The sequence below is a fragment of the Falsiruegeria sp. JB4-1 genome, from assembly GCF_055693495.1.
This window is the reverse complement of sequence record NZ_JBVFTZ010000001.1, coordinates 1317124-1342321: the sequence shown is the minus strand read 5'-3', so window position 1 is coordinate 1342321 and position 25198 is coordinate 1317124. Positions and strand designations below refer to the sequence as shown.

Here is a 25198-nt window from a genome sequence, read left to right as displayed (position 1 = left end):
CGACACCGATCCGTCCCCAGCTTGCAGGGCTTTTCTACCCACGGCCATCTCGAAGAAATCCTCGGGAAGGTGTTCAACTTACAAAAGCAGACCTTGATGTAACCTCGGTCAATGACTGCTGTGCGGACTTAGCTGCCGTTGACGGAAACTGCTCCAGTGTCTTCAGCCAGTCCAAAGCGGACATTTGTCCAGCGAGCGGCGAACGACTGTTTCGAGCCCAACCTGTTCATTTGTTGGAGCGCAGCGAACGGCGGCTTTTGCTATGCGCAGCAGGACTTACCTTCCTGTATCGGCGGGCAAGGCACGGTTGCATAAGAGCAATAGACGCAGCAATCCCCTTCGAGCGGTTTCAGCACCGCATGGCAAGACTTGCATTCATAAAACCATTGGCACGCATCTGTTGGCATGGTTTCCACCTGCGAATGTCCACACTCTGGACACGTGATTTTGCTGTTCAGTTCGATTTGTTGATCATCCATGTTCTTCACATCAGAGTTATCAGATAGTCATTGATGCGAGCCTCGTTAAACACGACGACCCACGCGAGGGCAGTTAGAACGGTGCTTCCTGCGAGCCACCATTTGAGGTGAGATAGAGAACCTTTTCGGTAGGCAAAGAGCCATGCCAACAAGAGAACCAGCGTTGAACCCGCCAACACATAAAAGCTAATTGCGGCGATTTTTCCAAAGACGGCAAGCCAACCGCCACCTAATCCGACGAGCATCATCGTCATCGGAAGAACGCAACACGCAGCCACTCCAAGCGCTGATACTGACACCAAGAAACTTGCTTGCACGTAGTTCTTCATTGGCGTGCTTCCCGCCATAGAGCAAACATTTTTCTCGCTGCGTCTTCCTCCCACAGCGGTGAACTGGTTGCGAGAATGAAAGCAAGTGTTGTTAAGCTGAGTAAAACCACAGTTGAGCGCCTTTGGCTTGCGCATTGCCAACGTCGCAAAAGACGAAGCCACCCCCAAACTAGTATCAGCCCTACGACCGCGAGAATTTCGACGCGGTATTCTACAAATGGGCCAAGCATGACAAGCCATGATCCGCCCAAGCCAATTATGGAAAGGCCAATCGGTAGGACGCAGCATGACGCGCTGAGCAAAGCGAGCAATCCAGCACCGCCGATTAGCAGGCGGTTCGGCCCCTTGGTTCCATCAATTAAAGTTTCGGTATTCGACATCATGCCGGACTTATGCATCCTGTAGTGGCTACAGAATCAAGCGGAGTTCGATCACATGATTGCGATTGGAGAAGCATCCCGACAAAGCGGCGTTTCCATTGAGACCATTCGCTATTACGAGCGAGAAGGAATAATATCCAAAGCAGGCCGCACAGCGTCTGGACGACGCACCTATACGGACAAAGAAGTATCCGAGCTCTGCTTCATTAGGCGTTGCCGTGATCTTGGGTTTTCAATCGCGGATGTAGTGGCACTGCGTGATCTGGCCGATGCGCCAAGCGACTCGTGTGGGACGGTTGAGCATCTTGGTCGAAAACACCTTCAGGAAGTTCGAGTGAAGCTAAAGGAGTTGAGACAGCTTGAAAAAGCTCTGGCAGAGTTGGTCTCCAACTGCGCAAATGGCAAAAACGCCTGCCCGATGCTGGACGCGCTAAGGGCAAGAGGACATTGGCCGGACGGCAGGTTAGTCCGCTGAGCCGACACTTCAAACCCGACTTTGCAAAGCCCGCTTTCTGCGCATTGCTGCCGTTCTTGCCTCGCGCAGCATCAGTTTGAATGGGCTCATTGCTGACACCGGACAAAAGTCGACGCATGTCCGCTTCCCGACACACAAGATCTGTCCGCTTGGTTCCTATTCAGTCAATCTTCAACATTTGTCGCATGGGCTGGCCGTTCGGCCCCTTCCATTTGTCCAAATTTGACCGCCAGAGGATCCGGTGCACAGCACCGGCACAGACCTTATCCGCGGATCACCTTGGCAAATGTTTCAAAAATTGGCTCGTTGGCGCAGATCACTTCACCGTCCGACAGAATATGCCCCTCAGGGTCAATCGCTTGGGCAAATCCGCCCGCTTCCTTGACGATGATAATGCCAGCAGCGACATCCCAAGCCTTCAGGCGGCGCTCCCAGAAGCCCTCGTAACGCCCTGCCGCAACATAAGCCATATCGAGTGCGGCAGATCCGAACCGACGCACGCCAGCACAGGTCGGCATGATACGCGCCAAATCCTGCAAAGTTTCAGGTAAATCGGAGCGACCGGCAAACGGCAGACCCGTCGCAAAGATCGACTCGATCATACGATGACGGCCCGACACGCGGATACGGCTTTCATTCATCCAGGCACCCGCGCCTTTTTCCGCAAAGAACATCTCGTCCTTCGCGGCGTCATAGATCACGCCCGCCACGATCTTGCCCTTGTGCTCCAGCGCGATCGAAATCGCCCAGTGGGGTAGACCGTGCAGGAAATTGGTAGTCCCATCCAGCGGATCAACGATCCAACGACGGGTGGGGTCTTCGCCCTCGATCTCACCGCCCTCTTCGGCGATCCAGCCGTATGTCGGGCGCGCACCCATCAGTTCTTCTTTGAGAATCGCCTCGGCCGCGATGTCAGCCTTGGAGACAAAGTCTCCGGCACCTTTCATCGACACCTGCAGGTTTTCAACCTCGCGAAAGTCCTTCACAAGGGAACGCCCCGCTTTGCGCGCGGCTTTTTGCATGATGTTGAGGTTTGCACTGCCAATCATCGGGTGGGCTCCTGTTCGGTCAGATCGCGCGTATACTTGGACCGGACGCTCTTGCCAAGAGGCAGCTTTTGCATGGCTGCCCCCGTACTTTTGCCTATCGTGGCGTTACATGCCCGCAATGCTTGCGTTGCGCGTACATGCGCCTACGCTGTCGCGCAACAGCGAGGAGCAAACTATGACCGAACAGATGTACCGCGTGGCTCTGGCCAGCCGCCCCACAGGTGCGCCCGAGGCCGCCAATTTCAGTTATGAAAGCGCACCTATTCCAACACCTGGTGACGGAGAGGTGCTGGTCCGCGTCCACTATATGTCGCTTGATCCTTACATGCGGGGCCGAATGGATGATGCCAAGTCCTATGCGGCCCCCGTACCTGTCGGCGGCACTATGGAAGGAGGCGGCGTGGGCGAGGTCATTGCTTCGAACAGCCCACATTTTGCGCCCGGTGACTTTGCCTTTGGCATGTTCGGTTGGGCTACCCATGCAGTTCAACCAGCCAACATGATGCGCAAGATTGACCCCAACCAGATGCCAATCACCACAGCGCTTGGGGTGCTTGGCATGCCTGGATTCACCGGCTGGTACGGTTTGACCGAGCTGGGTCGGCCCAAGACGGGCGAAACCTTGGTCGTCGCTGCTGCCACCGGTCCGGTCGGATCGATGGTAGGCCAAGTTGCACGGTTGGCCGGTTTGCGGACGGTGGGCATCGCGGGTGGGGCCGACAAATGCAAGCTAGCAACCGAGACCTTTGGTTTTGACGCCTGCCCGGATCACCGCGCCTATCCGGATGCCAAGGCCTTGCGTGCCGAACTGAAAGAGGCCTGCCCAGACGGTGTCGACATCTATTTCGAAAACGTGGGCGGCAAGGTGCTCGAGGCGGTGATGCCGCTGATGAACCCGCATGGCCGCATCCCGATTTGCGGCATGATCAGCTGGTACAACGCTGGCGGCTTGGGTGCGGGCGCAAGTGATGCAGGGCTCTCTGCTCCCGGACTCTGGCGCACGATCCTGGTGAATTTCCTGAGCGTGAACGGCTTCATCATCTCAAACCACTTTGACCGCTATCCGGAATTCCTGGGACAGATTGCGCCCAAGATCGCTAGTGGCGACATCCGCTATGTCGAAGACATTGCCGTTGGTCTGGAAAACGCGCCACAGGCGTTCATGTCGATGTTGCGAGGCGGAAACATGGGCAAGCAGATCGTCAAAGTGATCTAACGGCCCGTATCACGAAACCGCGCAGGTGCGGCGGCCGAATGGGTGGGCACCCCGCCCATTCGGCCGCCGCACCTGCGCCATCGCTTCTATTGCGACTGGAGCCTCTTGGCCTCAACGCTTGCCAGATTGATCAGCTTCTGCACAAACGGTTTCTCAAGGTCTTCAGACCTGACTGCTGCATAAAGGCTACGTGTGATCCCATTCTCAGTCAGGGGGCGTGTCACGTAATCCGAACTGTATTTCACCTCGCGCACCACCCAATCCGGCAGCACCGAAATTCCACGGTTTGACGCAACGAGAAGCAGGATAACTGCCGTCAGTTCCACCTGTCGGATCATCGCCGGTTCCACCTTGGCCGGGATAAGCAGCTGACTGAATACATCCAATCGCGTCCGTTCCACAGGGTAGGTGATCAGTGTTTGTTTGCGAAAATCCTCGGCCTCGATAAATGGTTTCCGAGCCAGGGCGTGGGTCGCTGCTGCAACGAACACGGCATCGTATTCAAAAAGCTCAATGAACTCGACACCCGGAAGCTCTTCGGGATCCGAGGACACCACCAGATCCACCTCTTCTTTTTGTAAGGCTGGCAAAGCATCGAACGCCAATCCCGGACGAATGTCTACATCCACATCAGGCCAACTTTTCCGAAATTTCTCTAGTACTGGGAACAGCCACTCGAAACAGGCGTGGCATTCAATCGCAATATGCATCCGTCCTGTTTTGCCATCCCTCAGTGACGAAAACTCGGCCTGAGCGGCTTCAACCTGAGGCAGAACTTGTTCAGCCAACCGCAAAAGCCGCACACCCGCCGCCGAGAGTTTCATAGGTTTGGATCGGCGTATGAAGAGCTCGACGCCTGCCTGATCCTCAAGTCCCTTGATCTGATGACTGAGCGCCGATTGTGTGATGTTCAACTGATCCGCCGCGCGCGCCAATCCACCGCACTCGTGGATGGCTTTGATCGTTCTGAGATGTCGGAATTCGATATGCATGAATCTACTCTCGGTCGCGAACCGAGTCCGCAATCATTTGCTCAGTCCTGTACTGGCTCAGCGCATACACGGCCCAAATCGCAGCGGGTATCCAACCGATCAGAGTCAGCTGTAAAATCAGGCAAAACAGTCCCTGCCAAGGGCGTCCAATTGTGAAAAACACAACCGGGGGCAGCAGCAGCGCCAATAATAACCTCATATCAACCTCATGTTGTTCTTGAGTATTATGAAATTGTCTCACAATGCTGCACGTGCGACAAGGGGCCAAATCCGAGAGATATGAGTGAGACACCGATGACCGCGCCTGAAATTTCCTTTGAGTTTTTTCCTCCCCAGAACCTGGAGGCCTCGTTCCGCCTCTGGGATACGGTTCAGACCCTCTCGCCGATGGATCCACGTTTTGTCTCGGTCACTTATGGCGCAGGCGGTACAACACGCGATCTGACCCGCGACGCCGTGGCGACGCTGCACAAGTCATCCGGACTAAACGTTGCAGCGCATCTGACATGCGTGAATGCCACCAAATCGGAAACGCTCGCCATCGCCGATCAATTTGCTGCATCTGGCGTCACCGACATTGTCGCCCTGCGCGGCGACCCCCCCAAGGGCGAAGGCCGATTCACACCGCACCCCGAAGGCTTTGCCAATTCCGTTGAGCTGATCGAGGCGCTGGCCGCCACGGGCAAATTCAATATCCGCGTCGGTGCCTATCCCGACATCCACCCCGACGCTCAACACGCCCAAGACGACGTCGAATGGCTCAAGCGCAAGCTGGACGCAGGCGCGGATGAAGCTTTGACGCAGTTCTTTTTCGAAGCAGAGACCTTTTTCCGTTTCCGTGATGCCTGCGCCAAGGCAGGAATCGACAAGCAGATCACACCTGGCATTCTGCCAATCGAGAACTGGAAGGGCGCGCGCAATTTTGCCCGCCGCTGCGGCACGATCGTCCCGCAGTGGGTCGAAGACGCCTTTGCCAAGGCAGTCCGCGACGATCGAGAAGACTTGCTCGCAACCGCAATTTGCACCGAGTTGTGTTCGGAGCTGATCGAAGGCGGGGTGGACAAGCTGCATTTTTACACACTCAATCGCCCTGAGTTGACACGGGACGTTTGTCACGCGCTTGGCGTCGTGCCCAAGGTCGACCTGCAGAACGTCGCGTAAGACTTGCTGCTCGACGCGGCGCTGTTAGCGTTGCGTCGCAAAAGCAGGAGGCGCACGATGAGCGACACATTCGATATCACCGACATGTCCGGGCTGGAACTGATGCAGGCCGTGTTGAACGGCGACATCCCCGGTGCACCGATTGCTCGTACATTGGGCTTTGCGCCTTATCTCGTCGAAGACGGCAAGGTGATCTTTCGCGGCACACCCAATGAGGGGGCAACCAACCCCCACGGTGGTGTTCATGGCGGCTGGTACGGCACACTGCTCGACAGCTGCATGGCTTGCGCGGTCTGGACCAAGGTGCCTGCCGGATCGACCTATACGACGCTTGAGTACAAGGTGAACATCATCCGCCCGATCAAACTGGGCACCCAGATCGAAGCGATTGGTATCACCGATCACGCAGGCCGATCCACCGGGATTGCGCATGGCGAAATTCGCGGCGTCGAGGATGGCAAGCTCTATGCGACTGGAACCACCACCTGCATCATCATGAAGATGAAGTAGACTGACATTCCGTCAGCTCACAAATAGCAATCTGCACATCTGTTACATAAACAGGGTACTCCCGCCCGTCGTTGGCTTTCCTCACGGAACGCCGCCTCCCGTTTGGCCGGGCCTCGCTACGCTCGGCGGTTGGCAGTTGCGGAGAAGCAAGTCGCTCCAAACGGGACCGCGCTGAGCCGAAGGCGAGGCGCCCGGCCCAAGACCGCTGGCGAGGTTGACGCAGTCAGGATCGCTCGGGCGCGGGAGCGCCCCGTAGGCTGCGCGCCTTCAGCCCAGCCAGGTAAATCCATTCAATGTGTGGCTGTGGGCTCTGCCATCGGCGCGCTGGCTGTGCCGGGTACGTCTTCCGGCCTGACCGTTTCGTGCAACCGCTCTGACCGATCACGTCCAACAGTTCGCGGACCACGAAGCAAAAGATCTTGCCCCACCCCCGCCATGTTCCAACCGATGGTGCATCCGGATCGGCCGGAAACCGTTCCCGCCAATCCTGTGGCAGGGGAAACCCATGTTTCTCGGCCTTCTCCAGCATCCAGACGAGTGAGACGTTGGCCAAGGGTCGCGCGTCTTCGTACTCTCCCAACTGCCCGCCGACGTCCCCATGGCTGCCCCGGAACCAGACCTGCTCGACATGGCCCTTGAACCCCGGCGAGCATTGCCACAATACAGGTGTGAACACCTGCCGCGTCTCCTCCAACGCCAGCGCATGATAGCCATGTTGGATGCTTGGCCCCAGCTGGTGGTTGTGGAAAGCATGGCGCGCCTCAGCCCAGCGCCACAAAAGCGGCAATCTCATCCCCAGAGCCTTGACCGAGTCCCAGACCCCAACCATCTCGATGGGTGTTTCCTTGTGGCAATAAGCCCGCGCAAAGGTCGCCGCATGTGGACCACTGGGATTGCACTCATAGTGACGATAGGCCTGCCGGATGTTACGTACGGTCGCGTGCTCGGCTTTAAGTAGCCCGACCATGTCGATCACACCAGCCAAGCTTCGCACGCCATAAGCGCCGCGCGAATATCCGATCAGAAATATCCTATCACCTGGTTTGTAGCGCGACGCAAGGTAGCCATAAGCCCGCCGAATCTGCCGATTGATCCCACGCCCCATCATCACATCCAAGGTCGTGCGCCAGCTTTTCCACTGCACCCCGGCCTCGTAGAATACTGACACCTGCGAGCCTGCCTCGCAGGCCAAGCGCAAGAACTGACCGGCGTGGGTTTCACGTCCAGGTTCCAACGTCGACATGGTGCCGTCCAGAATGATCACATGCGTCTGAGGCCCGCGATGCGGCGTCTCTGCAGAATGCCTGGACTGCAGTGGCCGCCCAAGCCAACCCAGAAGTTTATTACTCAGCCGCGACAGCACCATCCTTGATCATTTCCCATACTTTGAGAGGTGTGAACGGCATATCCGCCTGTCGCACCCCCCGATCCCAGAGCGCGTCCTGCACGGCATTTGCCACTGCGGCCAGCGCCCCGACCGTCCCGGCCTCGCCGCAGCCCTTCATCCCCATGGGGTTGGCCGTCGACGGAACCGGTTGCGAGGTAAACTCAATCATGGGCACGTCGGCAGCGCGGGGCAAGGCATAGTCCATCAACGTTGCCGTGAGCAGTTGTCCATCTGCATCATGCACGACATGTTCTGTGATCGCCTGACCGATGCCCTGAACCACCCCGCCATGCACTTGGCCCTCGGCCAGCATCGGATTGATTAGATTACCGAAATCGTCGACCACCGTGTAGCGGTCCACCGTGACCACCCCGGTGTCCGGGTCGATCACAACTTCGGCAACATGGGCGCCATTGGGATAACTGCGACCAGGCAGTTGCGCCCGGGCCTCGTGTCTCAGCAAATCGGTGCGACCATCCGCGCGCGCCATCTCGGCCGCCTCAACCAGCGTCGGGGTCAGGTTCGACCCCGGTGCGCGGAATGTCTCGTCGTCGAACATAACGTCGCTCTCCTGAACCCCCATCTTGTCAGCAAGATAGGGCGTGAATGCGGCGAGGATCACATCGACCGTTGCCAAGGTGGCGTTGGCCTGCGTGGTCACGGAACGGGATCCACCCGTCCCCCCGCCTTGCGCGATGCGGTCACTGTCGCCTTGAACGACCCGGATCAACTCCGCCGGGATGCCGGTTTGATCGGCCAGAAATTGAGCATAAACCGTCTCATGCCCCTGCCCGTTCGATTGCGTCCCGACATACAGGTTGACCGAGCCATCCTCACAGAACTCGACCGTCGCACCCTCAGAAGGATCGCCCAAAATACTTTCGATATAGTAACACAGGCCCTGCCCCCGCAGCTGGCCACGTTCAGCATCCGCAGCGCGGCGCGCAGCAAACCCTGCCGCCCCAGCCTGTTCCCCCGCACGTGACAGGATCATGTCAAAGTCGCCCACGTCATAGGTCTCGCCCGTTGCGGTCTTGTAAGGAAAAGCATCGGGCTTGATGAAGTTCTTGCGCCGCAGTTCCCACGGATCGACGTCCAATTCGCGTGCGGCGCGGTCCATGACACGCTCTAACACATAGATCGCTTCGGGCCGCCCAGCGCCACGATAGGCGTCCACTTGAGTAGAATTGGTGTAGATCCCTTCGACCTGCAACCAGGTGGTCTGCACATCGTAAACCCCCATCAGCACGCGGCTGAACAGGTTGGTCTGAATGGCTTGCGCAAAATGGCTGTTGTAGGCCCCAAGGTTGCAGCGCGTCTGAACACGGTATGCGGTGATCTTGTGGTTCGCATCAAAGGCCAGCTCGGCCAGCGAGGTCAGGTCACGGCCGTGATTGTCGGTCAGCATCGCCTCTGTGCGCTCGGACATCCAGCGCACCGGTCGGCCCAAAACCCGTGCAGCATGGGCGACCGGAATGTACTCGGGATAAGGCATCGCCTTCATGCCAAACCCACCGCCCACATCCGGGGTGGTGACATGCAGGTTCTCGGGCTCCATCCCCAGCTTGTCGGCAAGTTGCGCCTTCATGGCCCAAACGCCCTGCCCACCATATGAGAAGTGAAGGTGATCACCTTCCCAAGCGGCGTGACATCCGCGCGGCTCCATCGAATTGGCGATGATCCGGTTGTCGTGCACATCCAACGAAACGACATGCGCCGCAGCCGCAAATGCCGCTTGCGTCGCTTCTTCATCGCCCAACCCCCAATCAAAGGCGCGGTTGTCAGGTGCTTCGGGGTGCAGTTCCGGTCCACCGGGTGCAAGGTCGGTCTTTGCGGGCAGGTCTTCGGTGTCCATCCAAATTGCTTCGATTGCGTCACGGGCCTGGTCGGGGGTTTCGGCCACCACCATGACCACGGGCTCACCCACGAAACGCACTCGATCCCGCGCCAACATCGGGCGTTCAGGCGCGGCTGCCTTGGACCCATCGCGGTTTTGCAAGGTGGTGCCATCCATCGCCACCTTGATCCCCGCCGCCTCAAGATCCTCGACCGTTGCGATCAGATGGACGCCATCCATTTCCCGCGCCGCATCCAGATCCAGCGAGGTGATGATTCCGTGCGCCACCGAGCTGCGAAAGAACGCGGCAAAAAGCGCACCATCCGGGGCCACGTCTTCCATGAACCGCCCCTGCCCAGTCAGAAAACGGACGTCTTCGACCCGTTTGACTGGCTGGCTTTTTCCGAACTTTTCCATCGCGCGCTCCCTGCTGGCTCAGGACGCGACGATAGCCCGTGATGTGTCATTGTCCAGAGAAGGAAAGCACAGTCGCCACGTCGCGCAGACCATAACCATTGAACACGGTCGACATGGCGACAGAATAGGCACCCATGCCGGCGATCAACAGGTAGTCGCCGGTCTGTGTGTCGTCGGGCAGAACCAATCCATCGGGCAAGCGGTCCAGGCTGTCACACGTCGGCCCAAAGACAATCCTCGCCCGACCGCCACCTAAGCGTTCCGCACCCTCGGGAGAAACAACGCGTACGCGGTCCATCAATCCCATGTCCCGCAGGTCGACCAGACCACCATAGATGCCATCATTCAAGAAAACGATGCGCCCGTCCTGTTTCATGCCCTTGATTCGGGTCGCCAGGACAAAAGCCTCGGACACCATGGCCCGCCCCGGCTCGCAGATCAGCGCAGGCGCGACATCCGTGAATACTCGATCCACTGTTTCACGGATGGTCTGGAACACACCTTCCAGGTCTGGGGCTTGCCCGTTGCGATGCGCGGCAAACCCACCACCCACGTTCAAACGCGCCAATGTGACGCCAGCAGCTTGCGCAATATCGGCAGCTGCTTCGATGTAGCGCGCCCAGGCGCTTGCGTCTTCACACTGTGTACCGGGGTGAAAGCACAAGGACGGCGACCAGCCTTGCTCTTGAACGCGTCGCAACAACGCAATGGCCTGATCCTTGGTAGCACCGAATTTCTCGCCAAAGTCATAAGCAGCACCCTCAACCGGCAAGGCAAAGCGCACCGAGATTTCGCAGGACTTGGGAACAGCTGCCAGTTTGTCCAGTTCGGTGGCTTCATCCACGGACCAACTCGCCACCTGATGAGCAATGCCCGCCGCAATCTCGGTCTCAGAGCGCACCGGATTGTTGTAATGCAAAACCGCACACGGCAACGCCGCACGCACCGCCTGCATCTCGACCGGAGAGGCCACGTCAAATGTGGTCAAACCTGCCGCGACCAGATTGGCCAGCACTTCGGCCCGGTCGTTGGCCTTGACCGCGTAGGTCACCAACCCGTCGAACCCCTGCTGGAACCTTTGAGCCGTCGCTTGCAGCACCGCAGGCGACAGATACATCACAGGGTGATCGGGACGAATTCGGCTCAGATGGGTTTCCGGAGTGGCCCAAGGGGTCGAGAGATGCTGCATCGGTGCCTCACTTTTTTCTTAGAATGAGGCGATCAGACGTCGATTTCACGCGGCGGATTGAGTAATATGCAAGAAAGAGTCGTCAATCTGCCGAGATAGCCATGCAATTTGATGAAATAGACACGAAACTTCTGTCGCTTCTGGGGGACAACGCTCGCACACCCGTGACCGAGTTGGCGCGGTCACTGGGGCTTGCACGCACCACAGTTCAGGCCCGGATCGAGCGGTTGGAAAACACAGGCGTCATCGCGGGATACACTTTGCGGCTCAGCGCTGCTGCTCGCCCCCCATTGCAGGCAACGGTGTTGGTCTCAATCGAGCCCCGCACCGGCCCTGCAGTTCTCAGTCGCCTACGCAATTTGCCAGGGGTCGAGGTGGTGCATACCACTTCGGGGCGGTTCGATCTGCTCGTGCAGGTCAGTGCAGCAACCACCGCAGAGCTGGACGAAACCCTTGACCGGATTGGCGAAGCCCGTGGGGTCTTGTCTTCCGAAAGCCTGATCCACCTATCCACCAAGTTGGACCGGGGCGGGCGCTAAAGACGGCCAGCTCTCTCGTTCCCTATCATTGTTTGCCGCAACGGGTGTTGGCCCGCCGCGCAAAGCGCGGCGCCCGGCCCAACGGGAGGAGGGCATCTTTGATGCCTGATCGACGGGCGGGAGCACTCCGAATGCTGGTACTGCGCAAGCTCCAGTACACAGCGGCGCCTAGGTCAAAGCAAGATATTCCATCAACCAATTGCGAAAGACACGGGCGGCAGGACGCAACGAGGATGCGGCGGCGTAGACAAGGTGGTACTGCTCCTGCCCCGAAACCTCAAAACCCGGCAGGCAAGGCACAAGGCCGCACAGTGATGTAATGGTATCGCTGGCAGGCGCACGTGCAAGACAAACGCCTCCTCCCGCAGCGACCATGGTTGCCGCCATGATCGTGTTATCGACAAAGGTATAGCGCGCATTGCCTTGGGGCAGTTTCAGCGCCTCGAACACATATGGCCATCCCGCCCGGTGCGAAGCCACTTCGATCAGAACGTGATCCAGCAAATCGTGTGGTGACTTGATCCGGTCTGCCACCTCAGGTGCAGTCACGGGGTACAAGCGCTCCTCCATCAACGGGTCGTGTTCCGCGCCAAACAAGGTCGGGTTGCCAAAGACGATCTGCAGATCGGTGAACTGGCTGGCGTTCTCACTGGCCTGATTGCTGGTGCCCAACATCACCCGCACGTCCGGATGTGTCTGGTTGAAGCGCGGAATACCCGCCGACAGGACCCCATGCGCAAAAAGCATGTTGGATTGCACAAACACGCGTTGCTGCCGAGTTACCCCGAACAATCCGGTCGTCGCTGTTTCAAGCATCAATAGGGATTGCTGCACCGAGGGCAGATACCCGCGGCCCGCCTCGGTCAATGTCACCGAATGGGGATGGCGCACGAACAACCGCGCACCCAATTGCGTTTCCAGCGCCTTGACTTGCTGACTGACGGCGGCGGCCGACATGTTCAACTGCTGCGCTGCGCGCGCAAAGCTTTCAGTGCGCGCAGCTGCTTCGAACACACGCAGCCAATTGAGGGACGGGATACGAGACGCCATGAGCAGCAGGCTAAGCAAAACTTAGCCTCAGCTGCAAGACTTCGCGTTCTGAAATTCGTGGAACCAAGTCTAGCGTGAACCAACGAATTCGCAGCCCGTAGGAGCCCCCATGCCGCAGCCCCTTTCTCTGGACCACGGTCGCCTGACCGAAGCGCAAAAGGACCAATACTGGACGGACGGCTTCCTGTTCCCGATCCAGATCATGCCCCCCAACGAAGCGGTTGAAATCCGCGCGGAACTCGAAAGGATCGAACGAAACTGGCTGACGGCCGATCTACCCAAGCCGCTGATGACCTACAAACGCAACCACGCCCACATGGTGATGCCGCTGGCCGCCAAGCTGGCGACCGACCCGCGTATCCTGGACGCAGTCGAAGGCATCTTGGGGCCAGACCTGATGATCTGGTCGGCCGAGTTTTTCATCAAGGAACCCCACACCAAACACGTGGTCGGCATGCACCAGGATCTGACCTATTGGGGCTTGGGAGAGACCTCGGATCAGGTTACGGCCTGGGTGGCGCTCTCGCCTGCGACGGTCGACAGCGGGTGCATGGATTTTGTCAAAGGCAGCCACAAAAACCCGATCATGCCACACAATGACACGTTTTCGGAAACCAACCTGCTGTCGCGCGGGCAAGAGATTGCAGTGGATGTGTGCGACGATGACAAAACCCATATCGAACTGCAGCCCGGTCAGATCTCATTGCACCATGGCCTGACGTTCCATGGCTCGGGCCCCAATGTCTCGGGCGACCGCCGGATCGGGTTTGCCATCCGCTACATCAACCCGAATGCCCGCCAAGAGGTGGCCGACCGAGACTATGCCATGATGGCGCGCGGCACCGACACTTCGGGCGCGTTTGTCCACGTACCGACACCGTCTTGTCTGTTCGCGACAGAGGCGCTCGCACTGCACCACGAAATTCAATCGGAACAGACAAAAGCACTTGCCCAGGGCCTGAAAAAGGATGTTTCTCTGTATCAAGGCCTCGCGGCCGCAAACGACTAGGAAGGACCGACTGTGGACAAAGTCAGTTTTACCCAAATGAAGGACGGCACCAAGGAAGAGTATGAATTCCTGACCGCCCACGAAATCGACCATACCAAACACACCGCCGACCGGTTGTTGCAGGCGCTGGTCGATCTTGACGAAAGCTTGTCGGGCTATCAGATCACCCGTCTGGGACACTCGGTGCAATCGGCCACCCGCGCGTACCGCGACGGGGCTGACATCGACTGGATCGTCTCGGCCCTGCTGCATGACATCGGCGACATTTATGCGCCCTACAACCACGACGAATATGCCGCCACGATCCTGAAGCCCTTTGTGCGCGAGCAGTGTTCATGGGTCGTGCAAACCCACGGCGATTTCCAGATGCTCTACTACGGCCATCACCTGGAAGGGTTCGACCAGCACAAACGCGAGCGTCACCGCGGCCATGCATATTTTGAGGACAACGAAGTGTTCTGCGAACGCTGGGATCAAGCCTCGTTTGACCCGGACTACAAGGACCTTCCGCTGGAGTTCTTTGCTCCGATGGTACGCAAGGTGTTTGACCGCACGCCCTACGATCCGGACGTCATCCGACCTGGTGCGCGCGAGCCGCTCCAGAACGCGGAAATTGCGGCTGCCCGGCCCGATTGAGGCTAAAACTGACTAAAAAAGCAGCAAAACTGCAAAACTTCGACCCATTTCAGCCGGAAACGCACCGTTTTGGCTCAGGACGTGGATTTAGCATGTGTACTGCGCTATTTCCCGGATATGTCGTCGTGGGAACCTCATCGAACGTTTGATTTCACCGCTGCACTCAGCACCGGTCACGAGGTCACGCATACCGTCCATGTCCGGGGCGACGGCTCCCCGATCCTGTTGTTACAGGAGTTGCCCGGGATCGGCCCGGAAACGCTGGATCTGGTAGATCGTCTGACGGACTCTGGGTTTCGCGTTTATCTGCCCCACCTCTTTGGCACATTCGGCAAAGTGACGATGACGCGCAATGCCCTGCGCATGTTCTGTATCCGGCGCGAATTCAATGTGTTCCTGAAAGGTCGCCAAAGCCCGATCTCGACCTGGATGCGCGCACTGTGTCGCCACATCAGATCCGAAGAAGATGCCGCGGGCGTTGGCGTGATCGGCATGTGCCTGACAGGCAGTTTTGCACTGGCGCTGATGGCGGATGACTCGGTACTGGGCGGCGTTGCCAGCCAGCCAGCCTTGCCCTTGTTTGGGGGTGACAAGCTGCACATGAGTGTGGCCGACATTGCCGAGGCGCGTTCGGGAATGAAGAGCAAGGGCCCCGGGCTCGCCATGCGCTATACCGGCGATCGGGTGGCTCCGGCCCGCCTGATGCGCGCACTTGAGCGCGCCTTTGGCGAGGACCTGCAATCGGTCGAATTTCCCGGCAACGATCATTCCTTGCTGACGCTGCACTTTCACGATCCTGCCTATCACAGGGTCGAGACCTATTTTCGCGAAAGATTTGCGCAAGTTTGATTTCGGTTTCAGACAGATCACCACCCTCAGGGACAAGGGACGCTCCCGCACCCGAGCGATCCTGCCTTCGCCAGCACCGCTAGCAGCTTTGGGCCAGGCGCCGGGCAATGCCCGGCGTGGTCCTGCTTGGCCCACCCGTTTCGCTGCAATCGCCAACCGCCGAGCGAAGCGAGGCCCGGCCCAACGGGAGGAGGGCATCTTGGATGCCTGATCGACGGGCGGGAGCCCCCTTCCACCGTTTCGCAAAACTCAATCTCCCTCACCTTACCCACAAACCCTTCCCCTTCCTGCCCCCATTCGCTATTGCAGGCGCTGACCCCGAATTCGATGACGCAGGACACATCAGATGGCGATGGAAAAGACATTCAACGCAGCCGAGGCCGAAAGCCGCCTCTACAAGGCCTGGGAAGAGGCCGGTTGTTTCAAGGCAGGCGCGAACAAATCGCGTGACGAAAGCTTCACCATCATGATCCCGCCGCCCAACGTCACCGGCGCGCTGCATGTGGGTCATGCCTTCAACAACACTCTCCAGGACATCCTGATCCGCTGGCACCGGATGCGCGGCTTTGACACGCTCTGGCAGCCCGGTCAGGACCACGCAGGCATCGCCACCCAGATGCAGGTGGAAAAGATGCTGGCTGCAACGCAGCAGCCATCGCGCAATGAACTGGGTCGCGAGAAGTTCCTGGAGAAAGTCTGGGAGTGGAAAGGCGAATACGGCGGCACCATTGTCGAGCAGCTCAAGCGCCTCGGTTCGACCTGTGACTGGTCGCGCAACGCCTTCACCATGGCCGGTGCCGCCGACGATCCGCGCACGGGCCACGAAAACTCGCCCAACTTCCACGACGCCGTCATCAAAGTCTTTGTTGAGATGTACAACAAGGGCCTGATCTATCGCGGCAAGCGCCTGGTCAACTGGGACCCGCATTTTGAAACCGCCATTTCGGACCTTGAGGTCGAAAACATCGAAGTCGCCGACCACATGTGGCACTTTAAATACCCGCTCGCGGATGGGGTCACCTACACCTACATCGAGAAAGACGAAGACGGGAACGTGATCCTGGAAGAGGAACGCGACTACATCTCGATCGCCACCACGCGCCCCGAAACCATGCTGGGCGACGGTGCGGTCGCCGTGCACCCCTCGGACGAGCGTTATGCCCCCATCGTCGGCAAGCTGTGCGAAATTCCCGTGGGCCCGAAAGAGCACCGCCGCCAGATCCCGATCATCACCGACGATTACCCCGATCCCGACTTCGGCTCGGGCGCGGTCAAGATCACCGGTGCGCATGACTTCAACGACAACATGGTCGCCAAACGCGGCGGCATCCCGATGTATCGCCTGATGGACACCAAAGGCGCGATGCGTGCCGATGGCGCGCCTTACTCCAAAGAGGCAGGCAAAGCGCAGGAATACGCACGCGGCAGGACGTTCACCGAAAACGAAATCGACGCCATCAACCTGATCCCCGATCACCTGCGCGGCCTCGACCGTTTTGAGGCGCGCGCCAAGGTTGTCGAAGAAATCACCGCCGACGGTCTGGCCGTCATGACCACCTCGGACGATCCGCGCCTTGGCCCCAAGCCCAAGCTGAAAAAGGGCGAAGAAGCGCCTGCGGTCACAACCGTCCCGCTGGTCGAGGCCAAGCCGATCATGCAGCCCTTTGGCGATCGCTCCAAAGTGGTCATTGAACCGATGTTCACCGATCAATGGTTTGTGGACGCCGAAAAAGTCGTCGGCCCCGCGCTGGATGCGGTCAAAGACGGCACCGTCAAGATCATTCCCGAGAGCGGCGAGAAAACCTATTACCACTGGCTGGAAAACATCGAACCCTGGTGCATCTCGCGCCAGCTGTGGTGGGGGCACCAGATCCCGGTTTGGTATGGCCTTGACCTGTCTGCCGAGAACTTCAAGGACGACGAAAACGACGGTCAGCTTGACCTGGTCGAACTTGGTCGCCTGCTGAACGAAGGTGGCATGTTGCACCGTGGCAATGTCATGGAATGTGCCGCTAGCTTGGAAGACGCCATCGAAAAGTTCCTCGATGACAATGCAAATATCCCCAGCCCTTTGAGCCACGCAACCGTCATCGAAGTCGCCGACAAGCATGAGGCGATTCATCAGTTCGCCGAGAGCCTTGCCCACTACGCGGTTGACCAGGACCCGACCAAACTGGTCTATCCGGTTTGGCGCGACCCCGATGTCCTCGACACCTGGTTCTCCTCCGGCCTCTGGCCCATCGGCACGCTCGGCTGGCCTGCGGACACCGAGGAAATGCAGCGCTATTTCCCTACGGATGTGCTGATCACCGGCTTTGACATCCTGTTCTTCTGGGTCGCGCGCATGATGATGATGCAACTGGCCGTGGTCGATCAGATCCCGTTCCACACCGTCTACCTGCACCAGCTTGTCCGCGACGAGAAGGGCAAGAAGATGTCAAAAACCACCGGCAACGTCATCGACCCGCTAGAGATTGTGGACGAATTCGGCGCCGACGCCCTGCGCTTTACCAACGCCTCCATGGCGGCCATTGGCGGCGTGTTGAAACTCAGCCGCGACCGGATCACCGGCTATCGCAACTTTGGCACCAAGCTCTGGAACGCCTTCAGCTTTGCCGAACATTACGAGATCCCCTACACCGGTGAGAGTGTACGCCCCGAGGCGACACAAACCCTGAACAAATGGATCATCGGCGAAACCGCCAAGGTCCGAGAAGAGGTTGACGCAGCGCTCGACAGCTACCGCTTCAACGATGCCGCCTCGGCCCTTTACGGCTTTGTCTGGGGCAAGGTCTGTGACTGGTATCTGGAATTCTCGAAACCGATTCTGCAGGGCGAGGACGCGGCGGCCAAGGCCGAGACGCAGGCGACCCTGCGGTGGGTTTTGGATCAATCACTGATCCTGCTGCACCCGATCATGCCCTTCATCACCGAAGAGCTCTGGGGTCACGCCGATCAACGCGCCAAGATGCTGATCCACGCCGATTGGCCGACCTATACGGCCGCCGATCTGGTCGATGCCGAAGCAGACCGCGAAATGAATTGGGTCATCGGGCTGATCGACACGGTTCGCTCGGCTCGTGCGCAAACCCATGTACCTGCCGGCCTTAAGGTGGCACTGCTGGTGTCGAGCCTGGATGACAAGGGGCAAGAAGCCTGGGACAACAACCATGTCCTGATCCAGCGTCTGGCCCGGATCGAAAGCCTGACGGCGGTGGATGAATTCCCCAAGGGGACGGTGACCATCCCAGTTGCGGGCGGCACCTTCGGCCTGCCGCTGGCCGACATCATCGATGTGGGTTCGGAAATCGCACGGCTTGAGAAGACACTGGGCAAGCTGACTAAAGAGCTTGGCGGTCTGCGCGGGCGTCTCAAGAACCCCAAATTCGCAGAATCCGCACCCGAAGAGGTTGTCGAAGAAACCCGCGCCAATCTCGCTGCGCGGGAAGAGCAAGAAGGCAAGATCAAACAGGCTCTGGCGCGTCTGCAAGAACTGGCCTGATCTTCACTTTTTCCAAATACTCAAATTCCAAACCCCGCCGCGCACGCCACGGCGGGGTTTTTGATTGCCTTCTCAGCGCTGCGATTGTTAGCTCGGCCCTATTGAGCACGAGGCCTTGAATGACGCGTCCCTTTCCCCCTTTGCAAACCATCTCAACCGGCCTCGTCGTGGCCGTCGTGGGCTTCTTCAGCTCCTTCCCCATCGTGCTGCAGGGCCTAGTGGCCATGGGGGCCACGGCGCCACAGGCGGCCTCTGGCCTGATGAGTGCGGCACTTGCGATGGGGATCACCGCCATTGTTCTCAGCTTGCTCTACCGCCAGCCGATCAGCGTGGCCTGGTCGACGCCTGGTGTGGCGCTCCTTGCGGTGTCGGTGCTGCCCGTCGGCGGATTTGCAGAGGCGGCAGGCGCCTTCGTCTGCGCTCGGCGCTCTGACAGTACTTGCGGGCATGTGGCAGCCATTGGCGCGATTGGCCTCTGCCATTCCCACCTCGCTGGCCCAGGCCATGTTGGCGGGTGTTCTGTTGCCCTTGTGCATCGCCCCATTTCAGGCTGCAGCAGAGCTGCCTGCCCAAGCCCTGCCTGTCATCCTGACCTGGTTCATTGCAGGTCGTTTCAACCGCCTCTTTGCGGTTCCAGCCGCAGTCATAGCCGCCGCTGTCGTGGTGGTCCTGAACGCAGACGCGGCAAGCATCGCGCCTGACCAGGTGCTGACAGCGCCGCTCTGGATTACGCCCACCTTTTCATTGGCTTCGGCCATCGGTATCGGTGTGCCTCTGTTTGTGGTCACTATGGCAACGCAGAACATCCCCGGTATCGCGGTAATGCGCAGCTTCGGCTACTCTCCCAAGCCAGGCCCATTGTTAGCCTCTGTCGGGGTTGCAAGCATCCTGACTGCCCCCTTTGGTGCGGCAGCCACCTGTCTCGCAGCGATCACGCAAGCGATGTGCTCGAACACTGACAGCCACCCCGACCCGACCTTACGCTATTGGTCGGCGATCATGGCGGGTGTGTTCTATTGCATCCTAGGCATCTTTGCAGCGGCGATCACTGGTTTCGCCGGACACGCAGACCCGCTCCTGATGGCGACGCTCACGGGAGTGGCCCTTATGGGGGTGTTGGCAAATGCCACACATGCCGCCCTGGCGGTACCCGAGGAACGCGAAGCAGCCATCATCACTGCCGTCATCACCGCCTCGGGCATAACTGTCTACGGTCTTGGGGCAGCCGTCTGGGGGCTGCTGGCAGGTGGTATGGTTTACCTGTTCTCACAAAAGACATCATAACGCATCTAGAAAACAGAGCTCTGTTTCTATGTTGAATCCATGAGAAGTTTTCGAAACCTGATCGAACGTCAGATCAACAAGGCCCAAGCCGAAGGTCAATTTGACGACCTGCCTGGCGTTGGTAAACCTTTACCTGACCGCTCAGTGGAGGCTGGTGGAGACGCGGCCTTGAACACTGCGCATCGGATCATGGCGCAAGCAGGTGTTTTGCCCGAAGAATTCAAGATCAAGAAAGAGCTCGATGCCGCACGGGCCGAGTACCCGACACTGACCGACCCTGACGAGCGCAAAACCGCAATGGCCCGTCTCGCCGATCTGGAAATGCGCTATCACATGGCCCAGGACGCTCGACGCAGCTTCATGCGCTGACGCAATCCCGGAGCACTCCCGCCTGTCGTGCGTGCATCAAAGATGCCCTCCGCCCGTTGGGCCGGGCCTCACTGCGTTCGGCGGTTGATCCTTTTCGGGAACCAGGTGCCCCAAACGGTACCGCGCCGCGCGCAGCGCGGCGCTCGGCCCAAAGCCGTTAGCTGTGCTGGCAAAGCCAGGACTGCTCGGGTGCGGGAGTGCGCCCGTCACCCAGACACAGATCATTTGAAGACCGGTGCACGTCCTTGGAGGTTGGCGGCAATCACCTCCATCTGCTCGGCCCCACCAATCAACTTGCCCTGCTCTGCGCTTTCGGCCAGCAGCACGTCCTGACGGCCATGGCTTTCAGCCACATCAATCAGGCGCTTGGCTGCGCGAATGGCGCTTGGGCTCTTGCCTGCAATCTCTTCGGCCAGCGCCAGGGCCACCGTCACCGGATCATCCGCAATGGAAGTCACAAGCCCCCAAGCCAACGCCTGGTTGGCATCCACGGGCCGCGCGGTATAGGTCATCTGCCGCAGCGCGTCCGAGCGCATCAGTTGCGGCAAAAGAACCATGCCACCCATGTCAGGGATCAATCCCCACTTCATCTCCATGACCGAAAACTTGGCATCAGGCGTGGCAATCCGGATGTCTGCTCCAAGCGCCAGTTGCAAACCGCCGCCGTAGGCTGCGCCCTGAATGGCCGCAATCACCGGTACCTTAACCCGGCGCCAAACCAGAGCAACCTCTTGGAACAGGTTCGCATCCTCATGGGTCCGCTCCATGATCCAATCGTTGTTGCCACCCGCAGCCATCGCGCCAAAGCTTGCCATGTCCAAACCGGCACAAAACGACTTGCCCTCACCCGACAGGACCACTGCGCGTGCGTCCGAGGCGGCGACTTCTTGCCCGGCGCTCACGATTGCCTCGATCATCGCCTTGTCGAGCGCATTCATCTTGTCGCCCCGCGTCAGGGTCACCCGGGCGATGTTGTCCTGATATTCAACCGATACACGTGCCATGGCTTGGCCTCTCCTCATTCACTGTTGCGGGCACTCTGCCGCGAACATGGCCGCCACGCCACCAAAACGTCGGGGCAGTCTACGGCATGTCCGCGACGGGCATCCGACCAAATCCAGGCGAGTCCAGCGTCATGACATAGAACTGATCTCCGACAACCTGCGCTCCGGTGGTAATACCCAACCGTCCCTTAGGGTCTTGCAGAGTGCGTAGAATAGCCCCATCCCCGTCAAAATGAACGACCATGCCACGTTCAATCGGGGCGGGTCGCACGGCAGAACCCAGCCGCCAGATCACCTTGCGCAAAAAGGGGTACGGCATCAACATTTCCGCAGGCACACGCGGGCTGGCAAAAGCCAACCAGTATGTGCCGTCATCCTGCCGCTCGAGGTTGTCGGGGTAACCCGGCAGATTGTCCAGAAACACTTCCTGCTCTCCCGCCTTGGGGCCTGTCAGCCACAATCGATGTACACGTGCGCGCCCGGTTTCGTTGATCAGCAGGAAATCCTCATCCGGTGAGAGCGCCACCCCATTGGTGTAGACAAACCCTGTTGCGATCTTTTCGACTGCGCCATCCGGGGTGCGCCGCGCAACGTATCCTGCATCAGACTGCTCCCAGATCGCCAAGACAGACGTTGGTTTGGTCCCGCCCATGGTTTCCGGGTCGAACCGGTCTGTCGAGTTCGAGAAATAGATCGTTCCGTCTCGGGCAACATCCAGCTGATTGGCATAGATCACCGGCTCGCCGTCGATCTCGGACACTACGCTTTGCAACGTGCCCGGCCCCGTCCACCGCATGATCCCGCGAAAGCTGTCGGCGATGTAAAGCGCTCCATCTGGTCCGGCCTTGAGCCCCAGAGGGCGCCCTTCGAGTCGGTCAACTTCGACAGGGACGTCACCCTCGATCTGATAAAGCACGCCGGACAGGCTGGTCGTGAAAATGCGACCGTCGGGCAGCACCGCCAGATCCTCGGGGCCGATTTCGCCATCCGGCAGGGTGACGATCTGAGCCTCGTCGAGCGCAGCGTTCTCGGCAAAGTCCCCCACAAAACCGCGATCTTCGGGTGGGTGATATGCGATCGGATCAACTGGAACAGGCCAGAACAACAGATACCCAAGCCCCGCCAGAAGCAAAATCAAAAGAATGCGCATGAATGTCCCCGCCGCTACAAAACTCGTGCGAACCCTGCAACCTTGAGGTGATCAGCGCAACCCGCTGGCGGATGTGATACCGGTTTTTGCCGCTCACTCGGGCTCAAACGCCTCGGCAAAGACCCGCTGAGGGGTTTGTCGCAATAGGCAAAAAGTGAATGCTGCCCTCTTGCGCAGCAGACTGCCTATCTGCATATGCGGTAAAATCAGAGTTAAACAATAAGATTTCCTCGGAGGGACATTGAATGGGTTTTGCCATCCTCGCTATCTTTGTGCTGTGCTCGATATACGTACAGACCCGAGGCAAGCTGCGTCACGAATTGATCCGCCGCCGGATCACGGACCACGCCAACCTTTTTGCACCACTGAATTGCTTGTTCTACGCCTTTTCCAAGGTCCCCACGACGCCCTACATCGACCCCGCCCTGTTTCCCGAGCTAAAACCACTGCAGGACAACTGGGAAACCATCCGGGACGAAGCCGTTCAGCTTAACAGTACTGGCGCGATCAAGGCATCCGATGATCTGGACGACATCGGCTTCAACTCGTTCTTCAAGACCGGCTGGACCCGGTTTTATCTGAAGTGGTACGGCTCGTCGCTGGGGTCGGCCAAGGACAACTGCCCGGTGACCACGCATATGGTGGAACAGATCCCCTCGATCAAAGGCGCGATGTTTGCCAGCTTGCCGCCCGGCGCCACGCTGGTGCGCCACCGCGATCCCTTTGCGGGTTCGCTGCGCTATCACATGGGGCTCACCACGCCCAACGATGATGGCTGCTACATCAATGTTGATGGCGAGAACTACTCGTGGCGTGACGGCGAAGTGGTGATGTTCGACGAGACCTACATCCATCACGCGGAAAACACGACCGATGCAAACCGCATCGTGTTGTTCCTGGACATCAAACGCCCGGTGACCTTCGCACCGATCAACTGGATCAACACCGCGTTCTCCAACATCGTGATGTCGGCTTCGGCCACCAAAAACGTGCCGGGTGACAAAGTGGGCGCCGTGAATAAGGCCTTTGCCTGGATCTACAAGGTGCGCGCCTTTGGCAAACGCATCAAGGCGTGGAACAGGACAGTCTATTACGCCATCCAATACGGCATCTATGCCGGGATCATCTATCTGATCTTCTTCTAAGCAAATCGACACACCCATAAAGCGCGCGAGGCTTGCGAGAGCCCGCGCGCTGCGGTTATCTGCGGGTATGACACAGCTCCGCTTTACCCCCTCGCCCAATCCCTGCCCGCCACCGTCCCCTTTGTCGGACCCGAAACCCAAGAACGCCAACGCGGCGCGCCCTTTGATGCGCGCCTTGGGGCGAACGAGAACGTATTTGGCCCTTCGCCCCGAGCAATCGAGGCGATGCAAAAGGCGGCCAGCGGTATTTGGATGTACGGCGATCCGGAAAACCACGATCTGCGCCACGCCTTGGCCGCACACCACGGCATTGCGCCCGAGAACATCATGGTGGGTGAAGGAATTGATGGGCTGTTGGGGTACCTGGTGCGTCTGTTCATCGGAACCGGCGATGCAGTGGTGACGTCCGAAGGGGCCTATCCCACATTCAACTACCACGTCGCGGGGTTCGGCGGCATTCTGCACAAAGTACCCTATGCGGGGGACCATGAGGACCCGGCGGCACTCTTTGCCAAAGCTGCTGAAGTGGACGCCAAGCTGGTGTATCTGGCCAACCCAGACAATCCGATGGGCACCTGGCACTCGGGCGCCGAGATCGTCGCTGCGATGGAAGCCCTGCCAGAAGGGTGCTTGCTGGTTCTGGACGAGGCCTATGTCGAATGCGCACCCGAAGGGACCGCTGTGGACGTCGACATGAACGATCCGCGCTTGATCAGGATGCGCACGTTTTCAAAAGCTTACGGGATGGCAGGCGCGCGAGTTGGCTATGCGCTTGGTGCCCCCGAGTTGATCCCGGCGTTCAACAAGGTGCGCAACCATTTCGGTATGAACCGAGCGGCACAGGCTGGGGCCTTGGCCGCCTTGCACGACAGTGACTGGCTGGCGCATGTGAAGTCCGAAATCAGTACAGCGCGTGCACGCATCGACGCAATTGCCAGGGACAACGGGCTGAGCACGGTGCCATCTGCCACTAATTTTGTCGCCATCGACTGTGGCCAGGACGGGGTCTTTGCCAAAGCCGTTCTGGACGCGCTGATCGCAGACGGGCTGTTTGTGCGCATGCCCTTTGCGGCACCACAGAACCGATGCATCCGTATCAGCTGTGGCCGCCCACAAGACCTTGACGCCTTCGCTGCCGCCCTGCCCGGCGCGCTACGGGTCGCGCAGGCTCAGGCCAACACCCAAGCGTGACCTGACATGTCTCTCCGTCACGCTATACTATTGCGTGGAGGAGAGACCC

General features: G+C 59.0%; 23 protein-coding genes and 2 pseudogenes. 14 read left to right on the top strand and 11 right to left on the bottom strand.

Features of this window, described 5'->3' with window-relative positions:
• Positions 1-260 precede the first annotated feature (260 nt).
• Positions 261-479, bottom strand: a complete 219-nt coding sequence (locus ACZ1HE_RS06860) for a GDCCVxC domain-containing (seleno)protein (protein WP_472620108.1) — start codon at positions 477-479, stop codon at positions 261-263.
• A gap of 5 nt (positions 480-484) precedes the next feature.
• Positions 485-943 carry a hypothetical protein gene (locus ACZ1HE_RS06855; RefSeq protein WP_472620107.1) on the bottom strand — a complete coding sequence of 153 codons (459 nt, stop codon included), beginning with the start codon at positions 941-943 and terminating at the stop codon, positions 485-487.
• A gap of 300 nt (positions 944-1243) precedes the next feature.
• Here ACZ1HE_RS06855 and ACZ1HE_RS06850 point away from each other — a divergent pair, with 300 nt between their 5' ends.
• Positions 1244-1663: a MerR family transcriptional regulator gene (locus ACZ1HE_RS06850; RefSeq protein WP_472620106.1), complete on the top strand. Its 420-nt coding sequence runs from the start codon at positions 1244-1246 to the stop codon at positions 1661-1663.
• Positions 1664-1926: 263 nt separating this feature from the next.
• Here ACZ1HE_RS06850 and ACZ1HE_RS06845 read toward each other — a convergent pair whose 3' ends face one another.
• Entirely contained in the window at positions 1927-2712 is a 786-nt protein-coding gene (locus ACZ1HE_RS06845; protein WP_472620105.1) for an inositol monophosphatase family protein, read from the bottom strand.
• A gap of 175 nt (positions 2713-2887) precedes the next feature.
• Here ACZ1HE_RS06845 and ACZ1HE_RS06840 point away from each other — a divergent pair, with 175 nt between their 5' ends.
• Entirely contained in the window at positions 2888-3928 is a 1041-nt protein-coding gene (locus tag ACZ1HE_RS06840) for an NADP-dependent oxidoreductase (RefSeq protein WP_472620104.1), read from the top strand.
• An 86-nt stretch (positions 3929-4014) separates the two neighbouring features.
• On the opposite strand, the gene ACZ1HE_RS06835 is transcribed toward ACZ1HE_RS06840, so the two are convergent.
• Both ACZ1HE_RS06835 and ACZ1HE_RS06830 read right to left on the bottom strand, forming a co-directional pair.
• Complete coding sequence (locus tag ACZ1HE_RS06835; RefSeq protein WP_472620103.1) at positions 4015-4920, bottom strand: LysR family transcriptional regulator; 906 nt, start codon at positions 4918-4920, stop codon at positions 4015-4017.
• 4 nt (positions 4921-4924) lie between these two features.
• Positions 4925-5119: a YqaE/Pmp3 family membrane protein gene (locus tag ACZ1HE_RS06830; RefSeq protein WP_209251845.1), complete on the bottom strand. Its 195-nt coding sequence runs from the start codon at positions 5117-5119 to the stop codon at positions 4925-4927.
• A 95-nt stretch (positions 5120-5214) separates the two neighbouring features.
• On the opposite strand from ACZ1HE_RS06830, the gene metF reads away from it, so the two are divergent.
• Both metF and ACZ1HE_RS06820 read left to right on the top strand, forming a co-directional pair.
• Positions 5215-6081, top strand: a complete 867-nt coding sequence (gene metF / locus ACZ1HE_RS06825; protein WP_472624385.1) for a methylenetetrahydrofolate reductase [NAD(P)H] — start codon at positions 5215-5217, stop codon at positions 6079-6081.
• A 57-nt stretch (positions 6082-6138) separates the two neighbouring features.
• Entirely contained in the window at positions 6139-6591 is a 453-nt protein-coding gene (locus tag ACZ1HE_RS06820; protein ID WP_472620102.1) for a PaaI family thioesterase, read from the top strand.
• Between the two features lie 290 nt (positions 6592-6881).
• Here ACZ1HE_RS06820 and ACZ1HE_RS06815 read toward each other — a convergent pair.
• From ACZ1HE_RS06815 to ACZ1HE_RS06805, 3 genes and pseudogenes are all read right to left on the bottom strand, one after another.
• A pseudogene (locus ACZ1HE_RS06815) lies at positions 6882-7957 on the bottom strand (DUF2235 domain-containing protein).
• The gene (locus ACZ1HE_RS06810; protein WP_472620101.1) at positions 7935-10232 is read right to left on the bottom strand and encodes a xanthine dehydrogenase family protein molybdopterin-binding subunit; all 2298 of its coding nucleotides are present in this window, start codon (positions 10230-10232) and stop codon (positions 7935-7937) included. Before ACZ1HE_RS06810 ends, ACZ1HE_RS06815 begins: the two are co-directional and overlap by 23 nt.
• A gap of 46 nt (positions 10233-10278) precedes the next feature.
• Entirely contained in the window at positions 10279-11421 is a 1143-nt protein-coding gene (locus ACZ1HE_RS06805; RefSeq protein WP_472620100.1) for a type III PLP-dependent enzyme, read from the bottom strand.
• Positions 11422-11522: 101 nt separating this feature from the next.
• On the opposite strand from ACZ1HE_RS06805, the gene ACZ1HE_RS06800 reads away from it, so the two are divergent.
• Positions 11523-11960: an Lrp/AsnC family transcriptional regulator gene (locus ACZ1HE_RS06800; protein ID WP_472620099.1), complete on the top strand. Its 438-nt coding sequence runs from the start codon at positions 11523-11525 to the stop codon at positions 11958-11960.
• A gap of 168 nt (positions 11961-12128) precedes the next feature.
• On the opposite strand, the gene ACZ1HE_RS06795 is transcribed toward ACZ1HE_RS06800, so the two are convergent.
• Positions 12129-13010, bottom strand: a complete 882-nt coding sequence (locus tag ACZ1HE_RS06795) for a LysR family transcriptional regulator (RefSeq protein WP_472620098.1) — start codon at positions 13008-13010, stop codon at positions 12129-12131.
• A 109-nt stretch (positions 13011-13119) separates the two neighbouring features.
• On the opposite strand from ACZ1HE_RS06795, the gene ACZ1HE_RS06790 reads away from it, so the two are divergent.
• The 7 genes and pseudogenes from ACZ1HE_RS06790 to ACZ1HE_RS06760 all read left to right on the top strand — a co-directional run bounded on the left by ACZ1HE_RS06790 (position 13120) and on the right by ACZ1HE_RS06760 (position 20659).
• Complete coding sequence (locus tag ACZ1HE_RS06790; protein WP_472620097.1) at positions 13120-14019, top strand: phytanoyl-CoA dioxygenase family protein; 900 nt, start codon at positions 13120-13122, stop codon at positions 14017-14019.
• Between the two features lie 36 nt (positions 14020-14055).
• Positions 14056-14655 carry an HD domain-containing protein gene (locus ACZ1HE_RS06785; protein WP_472624383.1) on the top strand — a complete coding sequence of 200 codons (600 nt, stop codon included), beginning with the start codon at positions 14056-14058 and terminating at the stop codon, positions 14653-14655.
• Positions 14656-14736: 81 nt separating this feature from the next.
• On the top strand, positions 14737-15504 hold the full coding sequence (locus ACZ1HE_RS06780) for a dienelactone hydrolase family protein (protein ID WP_472620096.1): 768 nt from the start codon (positions 14737-14739) through the stop codon (positions 15502-15504).
• 346 nt (positions 15505-15850) lie between these two features.
• Complete coding sequence (locus ACZ1HE_RS06775; protein ID WP_472620095.1) at positions 15851-19006, top strand: valine--tRNA ligase; 3156 nt, start codon at positions 15851-15853, stop codon at positions 19004-19006.
• 119 nt (positions 19007-19125) lie between these two features.
• A pseudogene (locus ACZ1HE_RS06770) lies at positions 19126-19371 on the top strand (benzoate/H(+) symporter BenE family transporter); the annotation flags it as partial.
• Positions 19372-19453: 82 nt separating this feature from the next.
• Positions 19454-20290, top strand: a complete 837-nt coding sequence (locus ACZ1HE_RS06765; protein ID WP_472620094.1) for a benzoate/H(+) symporter BenE family transporter — start codon at positions 19454-19456, stop codon at positions 20288-20290.
• Between the two features lie 39 nt (positions 20291-20329).
• Complete coding sequence (locus ACZ1HE_RS06760; RefSeq protein WP_472620093.1) at positions 20330-20659, top strand: DnaJ family domain-containing protein; 330 nt, start codon at positions 20330-20332, stop codon at positions 20657-20659.
• 221 nt (positions 20660-20880) lie between these two features.
• On the opposite strand, the gene ACZ1HE_RS06755 is transcribed toward ACZ1HE_RS06760, so the two are convergent.
• Together ACZ1HE_RS06755 and ACZ1HE_RS06750 are read right to left on the bottom strand one after the other, a co-directional pair.
• Entirely contained in the window at positions 20881-21663 is a 783-nt protein-coding gene (locus ACZ1HE_RS06755) for a crotonase/enoyl-CoA hydratase family protein (protein ID WP_472620092.1), read from the bottom strand.
• A 79-nt stretch (positions 21664-21742) separates the two neighbouring features.
• Entirely contained in the window at positions 21743-22813 is a 1071-nt protein-coding gene (locus ACZ1HE_RS06750; protein ID WP_472620091.1) for an SMP-30/gluconolactonase/LRE family protein, read from the bottom strand.
• A gap of 245 nt (positions 22814-23058) precedes the next feature.
• On the opposite strand from ACZ1HE_RS06750, the gene ACZ1HE_RS06745 reads away from it, so the two are divergent.
• Both ACZ1HE_RS06745 and ACZ1HE_RS06740 read left to right on the top strand, forming a co-directional pair.
• Positions 23059-23958 carry an aspartyl/asparaginyl beta-hydroxylase domain-containing protein gene (locus tag ACZ1HE_RS06745; protein ID WP_472620090.1) on the top strand — a complete coding sequence of 300 codons (900 nt, stop codon included), beginning with the start codon at positions 23059-23061 and terminating at the stop codon, positions 23956-23958.
• A 57-nt stretch (positions 23959-24015) separates the two neighbouring features.
• Positions 24016-25149 (top strand): pyridoxal phosphate-dependent aminotransferase, encoded by a 1134-nt coding sequence (locus ACZ1HE_RS06740; RefSeq protein ID WP_472624381.1) that lies wholly within the window; start codon positions 24016-24018, stop codon positions 25147-25149.
• Positions 25150-25198 lie beyond the last annotated feature (49 nt).

Bases quoted from the DNA above. Each gene is read 5' to 3' on its own strand.
- ACZ1HE_RS06785 (WP_472624383.1), top strand. From the start codon at position 14,056: ATGAAGGACGGCACCAAGGAAGAGTATGAATTCCTGACCGCCCACGAA.
- ACZ1HE_RS06760 (WP_472620093.1), top strand. From the start codon at position 20,330: ATGAGAAGTTTTCGAAACCTGATCGAACGTCAGATCAACAAGGCCCAA.
- ACZ1HE_RS06835 (WP_472620103.1), bottom strand. From the start codon at position 4,920: ATGCATATCGAATTCCGACATCTCAGAACGATCAAAGCCATCCACGAG.
- ACZ1HE_RS06850 (WP_472620106.1), top strand. From the start codon at position 1,244: ATGATTGCGATTGGAGAAGCATCCCGACAAAGCGGCGTTTCCATTGAG.
- ACZ1HE_RS06790 (WP_472620097.1), top strand. From the start codon at position 13,120: ATGCCGCAGCCCCTTTCTCTGGACCACGGTCGCCTGACCGAAGCGCAA.
- ACZ1HE_RS06845 (WP_472620105.1), bottom strand. From the start codon at position 2,712: ATGATTGGCAGTGCAAACCTCAACATCATGCAAAAAGCCGCGCGCAAA.
- ACZ1HE_RS06860 (WP_472620108.1), bottom strand. From the start codon at position 479: ATGGATGATCAACAAATCGAACTGAACAGCAAAATCACGTGTCCAGAG.
- ACZ1HE_RS06775 (WP_472620095.1), top strand. From the start codon at position 15,851: ATGGCGATGGAAAAGACATTCAACGCAGCCGAGGCCGAAAGCCGCCTC.
- ACZ1HE_RS06820 (WP_472620102.1), top strand. From the start codon at position 6,139: ATGAGCGACACATTCGATATCACCGACATGTCCGGGCTGGAACTGATG.
- ACZ1HE_RS06755 (WP_472620092.1), bottom strand. From the start codon at position 21,663: ATGGCACGTGTATCGGTTGAATATCAGGACAACATCGCCCGGGTGACC.
- ACZ1HE_RS06855 (WP_472620107.1), bottom strand. From the start codon at position 943: ATGCGCAAGCCAAAGGCGCTCAACTGTGGTTTTACTCAGCTTAACAAC.
- ACZ1HE_RS06745 (WP_472620090.1), top strand. From the start codon at position 23,059: ATGGGTTTTGCCATCCTCGCTATCTTTGTGCTGTGCTCGATATACGTA.
- ACZ1HE_RS06830 (WP_209251845.1), bottom strand. From the start codon at position 5,119: ATGAGGTTATTATTGGCGCTGCTGCTGCCCCCGGTTGTGTTTTTCACA.
- ACZ1HE_RS06805 (WP_472620100.1), bottom strand. From the start codon at position 11,421: ATGCAGCATCTCTCGACCCCTTGGGCCACTCCGGAAACCCATCTGAGC.
- ACZ1HE_RS06840 (WP_472620104.1), top strand. From the start codon at position 2,888: ATGACCGAACAGATGTACCGCGTGGCTCTGGCCAGCCGCCCCACAGGT.
- ACZ1HE_RS06795 (WP_472620098.1), bottom strand. From the start codon at position 13,010: ATGGCGTCTCGTATCCCGTCCCTCAATTGGCTGCGTGTGTTCGAAGCA.
- ACZ1HE_RS06750 (WP_472620091.1), bottom strand. From the start codon at position 22,813: ATGCGCATTCTTTTGATTTTGCTTCTGGCGGGGCTTGGGTATCTGTTG.
- ACZ1HE_RS06810 (WP_472620101.1), bottom strand. From the start codon at position 10,232: ATGGAAAAGTTCGGAAAAAGCCAGCCAGTCAAACGGGTCGAAGACGTC.
- ACZ1HE_RS06765 (WP_472620094.1), top strand. From the start codon at position 19,454: ATGTGGCAGCCATTGGCGCGATTGGCCTCTGCCATTCCCACCTCGCTG.
- ACZ1HE_RS06800 (WP_472620099.1), top strand. From the start codon at position 11,523: ATGCAATTTGATGAAATAGACACGAAACTTCTGTCGCTTCTGGGGGAC.
- metF (WP_472624385.1), top strand. From the start codon at position 5,215: ATGACCGCGCCTGAAATTTCCTTTGAGTTTTTTCCTCCCCAGAACCTG.